The 6,662-nt window shown below is 40.9% G+C and carries 8 protein-coding genes; 2 read left to right on the top strand and 6 right to left on the bottom strand.

The features are described 5' to 3' along the window. Positions 1-126 precede the first annotated feature (126 nt). Together KKA81_06280 and KKA81_06285 are read right to left on the bottom strand one after the other, a co-directional pair. Positions 127-1,329, bottom strand: coding sequence for a dipeptidase (locus KKA81_06280; GenBank protein MBU2650522.1), 1,203 nt, complete (start codon positions 1,327-1,329; stop codon positions 127-129). 27 nt (positions 1,330-1,356) lie between these two features. Then, positions 1,357-1,827, bottom strand: a complete 471-nt coding sequence (locus KKA81_06285) for a hypothetical protein (GenBank protein MBU2650523.1) — start codon at positions 1,825-1,827, stop codon at positions 1,357-1,359. 218 nt (positions 1,828-2,045) lie between these two features. Between KKA81_06285 and folE the strand changes: the two genes are divergently transcribed. Then, a complete protein-coding gene (folE, locus tag KKA81_06290; protein MBU2650524.1) occupies positions 2,046-2,720 on the top strand; it encodes a GTP cyclohydrolase I FolE in 675 nt (224 codons plus the stop codon). A 49-nt stretch (positions 2,721-2,769) separates the two neighbouring features. Next, the gene (locus tag KKA81_06295) at positions 2,770-3,198 is read left to right on the top strand and encodes a 3-dehydroquinate dehydratase (protein MBU2650525.1); all 429 of its coding nucleotides are present in this window, start codon (positions 2,770-2,772) and stop codon (positions 3,196-3,198) included. On the opposite strand, the gene KKA81_06300 is transcribed toward KKA81_06295, so the two are convergent. The 4 genes from KKA81_06300 to KKA81_06315 all read right to left on the bottom strand — a co-directional run. Beyond that, entirely contained in the window at positions 3,195-3,791 is a 597-nt protein-coding gene (locus tag KKA81_06300) for a hypothetical protein (GenBank protein ID MBU2650526.1), read from the bottom strand. The genes KKA81_06295 and KKA81_06300 overlap by 4 nt on opposite strands. 98 nt (positions 3,792-3,889) lie before the next feature. Then, complete coding sequence (locus KKA81_06305; GenBank protein ID MBU2650527.1) at positions 3,890-4,909, bottom strand: glycosyltransferase family 2 protein; 1,020 nt, start codon at positions 4,907-4,909, stop codon at positions 3,890-3,892. Between the two features lie 12 nt (positions 4,910-4,921). Next, the gene (locus tag KKA81_06310) at positions 4,922-5,791 is read right to left on the bottom strand and encodes a lysophospholipid acyltransferase family protein (protein MBU2650528.1); all 870 of its coding nucleotides are present in this window, start codon (positions 5,789-5,791) and stop codon (positions 4,922-4,924) included. Between the two features lie 84 nt (positions 5,792-5,875). Beyond that, the coding region (locus KKA81_06315) for a GWxTD domain-containing protein (GenBank protein MBU2650529.1) at positions 5,876-6,662 on the bottom strand (787 nt) is incomplete at its 5' end.

Raw genomic sequence — 6,662 nt, forward strand, 5'->3', positions numbered from 1 at the left:
GCGTACAACTTCTTTTCTGATTGATTCTGAAAAAGTACGTTGTCTCCTTTGGTCAAATTGCTTTTTAAAAGATGATGTTGTTGCCATTTCTTAACTTTTTGATGGTCAAAAAGTGGTCAACATATTTCAGGCACTGACAATTGCCATAACCCTCATCAAATTCTCCCCCCAGATCTTCTTTATATCTTTTGTTGAATAGCCTCTGGCAACAAGCTCTTTAGTGATGCTGGGCAGTTGGCTTACATCACGGCAGTCGGCTAGTCCGCCGCCTCCGTCGAAGTCTGTGCCTATACCTACATGATCAATTCCTGCAACTGCCACAATATGGTCTATGTGATCAACCGCATCTTTAACTGTGGCCAGCTTTCTTGGTGCTATGCTATCGATGGCATACCATTCTTTTCTGGCTTGTTTCATTTCTTCATCGCTGAGGCCTTCGAATCCCCTGAATTTTGTTCTCACCGTTTCTCTTAGACTGTCCCGAAGAGGGTTGGGTTCTGGTTTTTTAACATAATCGCTCAGAATGCAAAGTTGTATTACGCCTCCATTAGCAGCCAATGAACGAAGCATGTCATCGGTAAGGTTTCTTGGGTTATCGCATATGGCTCTGGCACATGAGTGAGAGGCTATAACAGGCTTTGTTGACAAGTGGATAACGTCATAAAAACTGGAATCGGAAATATGGGAGACATCAATCATCATGCCCAGTCTGTTCATCTCTTTTACAACTTCTTCGCCAAAAGGAGATAATCCGTTGTGCTCGGTCGTATCGGCGGAAGAATCGCATATCTGGTTGTTTCTGGTATGGCAAAGGGTGATATACCTGGCGCCACGGTCATAAAGCATCCCGATTTTGCTTAGGTCGTTTCCGATGGGATATCCGTTTTCTACTCCTATAAACAAAGCTCGTCTCCCTTCTTCTTCCAATGCATAAGCCTCCACAGGAGTGGTGACGATGGCTGTTCTCTCTGCGTTTTTATCGGCCGTACTTTCAATGGAATCCAGGATGCGGTTTGCAAAGGCATATACTTTATCATAAGCTTCATCTGTTCGTTCACCCTGAGAAGTAAATACAGCCAGGAAAACGGCATCCAGCCCTCCTTCTTCCATCCTCGGAATGTCAACACAACTGCGATCTTTGATGGGATCGTGCCTTTGGCCAAAATCAAACTCCGATCGTATAAACCACATGGGAGTGTCGGTATGCGAATCTACCGTAAAAACATAATTATGAATCTCTTCTGGGCTTAAATGACGGTTGTTGCATGATGATACAAAACATACGATCATGATACTTAGCAATGCAGTAAAATTTGTAGTTCTTCTCATTTTATTCAATTCTTAGTAATAGGATGATTATAAGTGCCCTAAATTATCAATTTTATTTAATTCAAAGACTTTTCGCCAGGGTTTTACATACAGAAATATTCTATTGAAAGAGGTTTGGAAAATCCATTTTTCCATGCGATTGAAAAAGCCGGATTGACTTGGCCCTGGCTCACTTTGTATATACATGATCAGCCAGTAATGGTCGAGACGATTTTTTCGGTACAAATGGATCTTTTCTTCCTTTTTCGAAACAGCTTCTAAAATAGCTTGGGAAACGTAATCATTGTTATCGCCAACCGGGTTTGATGCGTATTTAATATTGCCGGATGTGTGAGAAATTATTTCCGTAAGTTCTATACCCAGACTTTTCTTGCGGCTGATGCGAATGATAAAATCCGGAGATTCACTTCGGAGTATCCGCCCTGCAGGAAACATATCCGTGAGTTGGATACAATCCTCCAGTATCCTTAATTCATTTTCCTTCTTCCCGTTATTCAAGTAAAGCTGTGATAAAGAATGGTCTAAAATTATGCAATATTGTTTTGAAACATGAATCCGTGTAAAAAAATCTAATCGTGTTTAATTAATAATTATAAAAGTTAAACAAAAAGTACCTTTTACTTGTTTAGACTACGATTAGCAACCTTAAATTTGAGAATATGAGACTGAATGAATTTCACACCATAGATACTAAAGATATCGATGTAAACGCTGCAATGCCGGATGATTCTTTTTACGAAGCATGCGAAATCCTGGGAGAAAACCATGTGGCAACTTCAATTGATACCCCCATAAGGCCTGATGCATTCGTAAAAACGGATGCAGAGAAAATGGCAATTATTGAAGATCATTTCCGGGCAATTATGGAAACTCTGGGACTGGATCTTAGTGATGACAGTTTACGGGGTACTCCGCATCGTGTAGCAAAAATGTATGTACAGGAAATTTTCAGGGGTTTGAACCCTGCCAATATGCCAAAAATCTCTGTTTTTGAAAATAAATTCAAGTATGGGGAGATGCTTGTTGAGAAAAATATTAATATGAATTCCACTTGTGAGCATCATTTTCTTCCCATTATTGGCAAGGCTCATGTTGCATACATTTCCAGTGGGCAGGTAATAGGGCTTTCGAAGATCAACCGGATTGTGGATCACTTTGCCAAAAGGCCTCAGGTACAGGAAAGAATGACTGTGCAGATCGCCAATGAACTAAAACAGGTGCTCAAAACAGAAGATGTTGCCATAGTTGTGGAAGCCAAGCATTTGTGTGTTTCTTCAAGGGGTATCCAGGATGAAAGCAGTACCACAGTGACAGCGGAGTACTCTGGAAAATTCCTGGAGGAAAAAACCAGGGAAGAATTCCTTAGGTATATCAGTCTGGAGTTAAAGTAATTCCTGAAAACATACCGGATTATGCTTAATTTTGAAAAAAATCCGGTTTATGAAAATAATGATCATTAACGGCCCGAATATGAATTTGCTGGGGCGTAGGGAAACGGATATTTATGGTGAAATATCATTCGAACAGTATTTAAAAAGACTCAGGGAACGGTTTCCACAGATTATAATTGATTATTTTCAGAGCAACATTGAGGGAGAGCTTGTTGAGGCTATCCAAAAGTCGGGTTTTATTTATACAGGAATAATCTTAAATGCAGGTGGTTATACCCACACGTCTGTTTCATTGGCTGATGCGATCCGGGCTATCAGCACTCCGGTTGTGGAGGTGCATATTTCCAATATTTTTGCAAGGGAGGCATACCGTCATTCATCACTAACGGCCGCGCATGCTGTTGGCACCATATCCGGTTTTGGATTGGACTCGTACCGCTTGGCTATAGAATACTTCCTTGAAAAAACGAAGGATTAATTCCCTTGGGGAGGTTTTGGAGGAGTTTGACCCTGGCTATCTTTGTTCAGGATATAAGTAAACAATCCTCTCAAATTCAGTGTGTTTTCTGCATTCATCTCCACTGAGTAACCCTGTCCGCTTTCCACCTGGATGGGCAGGCACCAGCAAACAAAAAATTTGTTAAAGAAGGTTACTTTGGTGGTTACCCAAAAGCGCCCGCTCATTTCCGGTGCAGAAATTACGGCTTGATCTTTGGGCCTTGATGAGACTGTGAGTATCTCAAAGCCACTTACTTGATGGAATACACTATTCCACAGGAAGGTCATAAGGTTGGCCGCTTCCATATTGGCTGCGTTCTCGTTGGGCGCTTGCGCCATTCTTTCACGTATCAGACTTTTGTTACTTTCGATAATACTGTCGTATATTTTAAAAGGATCCCGCGAGAAAACAGCTGTTTGAACAACCAGAGGGATAGTATCCGGAAAATTCAGTTTAAGAGCGATACGTGTGACTTGAGATTGGCCTTGAGGTGCCATTTGTTCCTGGAAATTTTGGGCGCTCAGATGAAAAAAACTTCCGAACAATACTAAAAAGATGATAAATTTCTTCATTTCGCTTTTATTAAGTTTTGGCAGCGCAAATTTAATTATTAATGGAATAGACCCCAAATAAAATTATTAAGTATTTGTTAATCCAGCTTAAAAATACTTCAGGAAAATCGATTGGGATTCAGATCTTCAAATTTTTTCTTTCCAAAAAGGAAATAATCGAAAGCAATATTACCGCGGTAAATATGTCTGGTTTTTTTATGTTGCAATAGTTTTCGTTTTTTGATGGTTCGAGGTAATGTGCGGTAAAAACTAAAATAAGCCCTGATCACAGCAAAATAATCCTTTATGTGACCTTCCATAAGAAATTTCATTGATGCGATAAAATCAAGGAAAAGTCTGGCAATAAATACTTTTAAAATTCGGTGCGATGGAAGGTTTTTGTACAAAAGAGCCATATTGTTTCTGAAGTTCAGGTAGGTTTTCCGGGCTGAACTTTTTGGTAGGGTGCCCCCTCCAACATGGTAAATCACCGATTCCGGACATACCATTACTTTATATCCCTGATTTTTCAATCTCCAGCAAAAATCAATCTCTTCCATGTGGGCAAAAAAGTCTGCATCAAAACCTCCCAACATCCTGTAGCAATCAGCCCTGACGAATAAACAGGCCCCTGTGGCCCAAAACACTTCAACTGCATTATCGTATTGGCCAATGTCTTTTTCCAGGGTCATAAATATCCGCCCCCTGCAAAATGGATATCCATATTTATCAATAAAACCACCTGAAGCACCGGCATATTCGAACATTCCGCGTTCGCTGAATGAGAGTATTTTTGGTTGGCAAGCGGCAAGGGACGAATCCTTGTCCATAAGGTCAATAACAGGTTGTATCCAGTTTGGTGATACCTCAATATCGGAATTCAGCAGGATGAAATAGGTTGCATCCACCTGGGTGAGGGCCTGGTTGTATCCACCGGCAAATCCCAGGTTGGTTTCATTGCGGATGATCCTGATGTCCGGATAGTATTTTTCAAGGAATTCAAGGCTATCGTCGCTGGATGCATTATCAGCGACGACAATTTCAGCATCGGGATGATTGTACGTAACTACGGATGGTAAGAATTTTTCCAGGAAATACTTACCATTCCAGTTCAATATTACGATCGCGACTTTACTCAAAACCTGCTGTGATTAAGTTCTTTTATGCTTCCATCTCCGGTGCGACCAGAGCCAGTTATCAGGATGCCTGCGAATGGCTTTCTGAAGTAAATATACATATTTTTCCGTAATCTCAAATTCTTTTGTATTCCTGGGGTCATCTGTTATCAATTGAAAATTACCTTCATAATATCCTCTGCCTGTCCGTTGCAGATCAAGGAATAGAACACCTGAATCAAGTGATTTCGCAATTTTTTCTATTCCCAGGAAAAATGGCGTATCCTGATTAAGGAATTCTGTCCAGTAATTGATCTCCCCACGGGTTGGTGTCTGATCGGCAGCAAAAACAGTCATGGTTCTTTGGTTTTTTAACCTGACCAGCGTTCGGTAGACTTCTTTGAAAGATATTACACCGCCATTACGGGTCTTACTTCTAAGTCTGGTGATGTATTTGTCAAATCTCTTATCAGAAAGAGGTTTTACAACAGCATATCCTTTCACCGGAACGCTTAGTCCGAGGGCATTGCCCATCCATTCCCAGTTTCCGCAATGACCAATACCGACGATAACGCTTTTTCCCTGCGAAATTATTTTTTCATAAACTTCCGTATTGCTGAAAATAAAACGCTTCTCATACTGCCCTAGGCTGAGGTTCTCCTGTTTTATGGTTTCCAGGATGACATCGGCAAGGTTCTGATAAAACTTCCTGACCGTTTTACGGATTTCCGATTCGCTTTTTTCAGGAAATGAATTACGAAGGTTGTTGTAAACGACCTTCCGGCGGTAGCGTATTACGTCCCTCAGGATGAAGCACAGGAAACCAGACAAGCAGTATAGCGCCGGGAAGGGTAAACGAGAGATACACCAGGATATAACTCTAAAACTATAGTATACAATTGCCATTCCAGAAAAAATTTCGCTTTTCCGCAAAGGTAATTCTAAACATTTTAAATTCCGGTGGCCTTTCTAAAAAGATTTTCCCAGGCATTAATAAGGATTGTCATAATACTGGTTAACCTTGCTTCCCCAGGCATCGAAATACTGGCCCTGATCCAAATTTTCCGGATCGTACGTTCTGCGGTAAATCATCACCTGCCACCTGTAATTGGATATTTCTCCGATGGCATCCGAGTGGACCAGTTGGAACTCATTGGTGACGATGTCTTCTGTGTAGAAAACGAATTTCTTATTCCTCTGATTATTTCCCAAAGTATAGTATTGCCATATTTCATAAGGATAGGCGGCAGGTTCATTATAGCTTTGTGAAATAATATTCGGAGGTCCGTATTTCAGGTATACCCTTCCCCGGTCTGTATCATATCCCTGCCTTGCAATAGCGTTAAAAGAGTGATTGACTTTCATAACCTGCCCCAGGTAATATTCCCAGGCTTTATCTGGATTCAAATTGTCGCGTGTAATCCAGAAATTCAGGAAAAACCTTTGCTTTGTCACCAGATCGCTGGTTTTCATTTGTTTGTTAATGAAACCCCGTTCAAGATCGGTTGCAATAGGGGAGAGGAACATAATATATTGGTTAAGTGTGTCTTCACTTGTAATCCTTCCGGCAAAAGTATTTTCAATGCTGAGCGCTGCCAGGTCTGAAAGGTTATATTCGACTTTGGGATTGCTCCGCTGGAAGAATAGCTGATTACTTGTAATCCGGGTGTTTTCCTTATCACGGATTTCGATTACCAGGTTGTAATTACCCGAAGGGAGATCGTTAATGTCAAATTCTCCGAGAATGGCTATCACTTCTTTTGCGGTTTCTCTTTTA

The organism is Bacteroidota bacterium (genome assembly GCA_018831055.1).
In the GTDB taxonomy this organism is placed as follows: domain Bacteria; phylum Bacteroidota; class Bacteroidia; order Bacteroidales; family B18-G4; genus M55B132.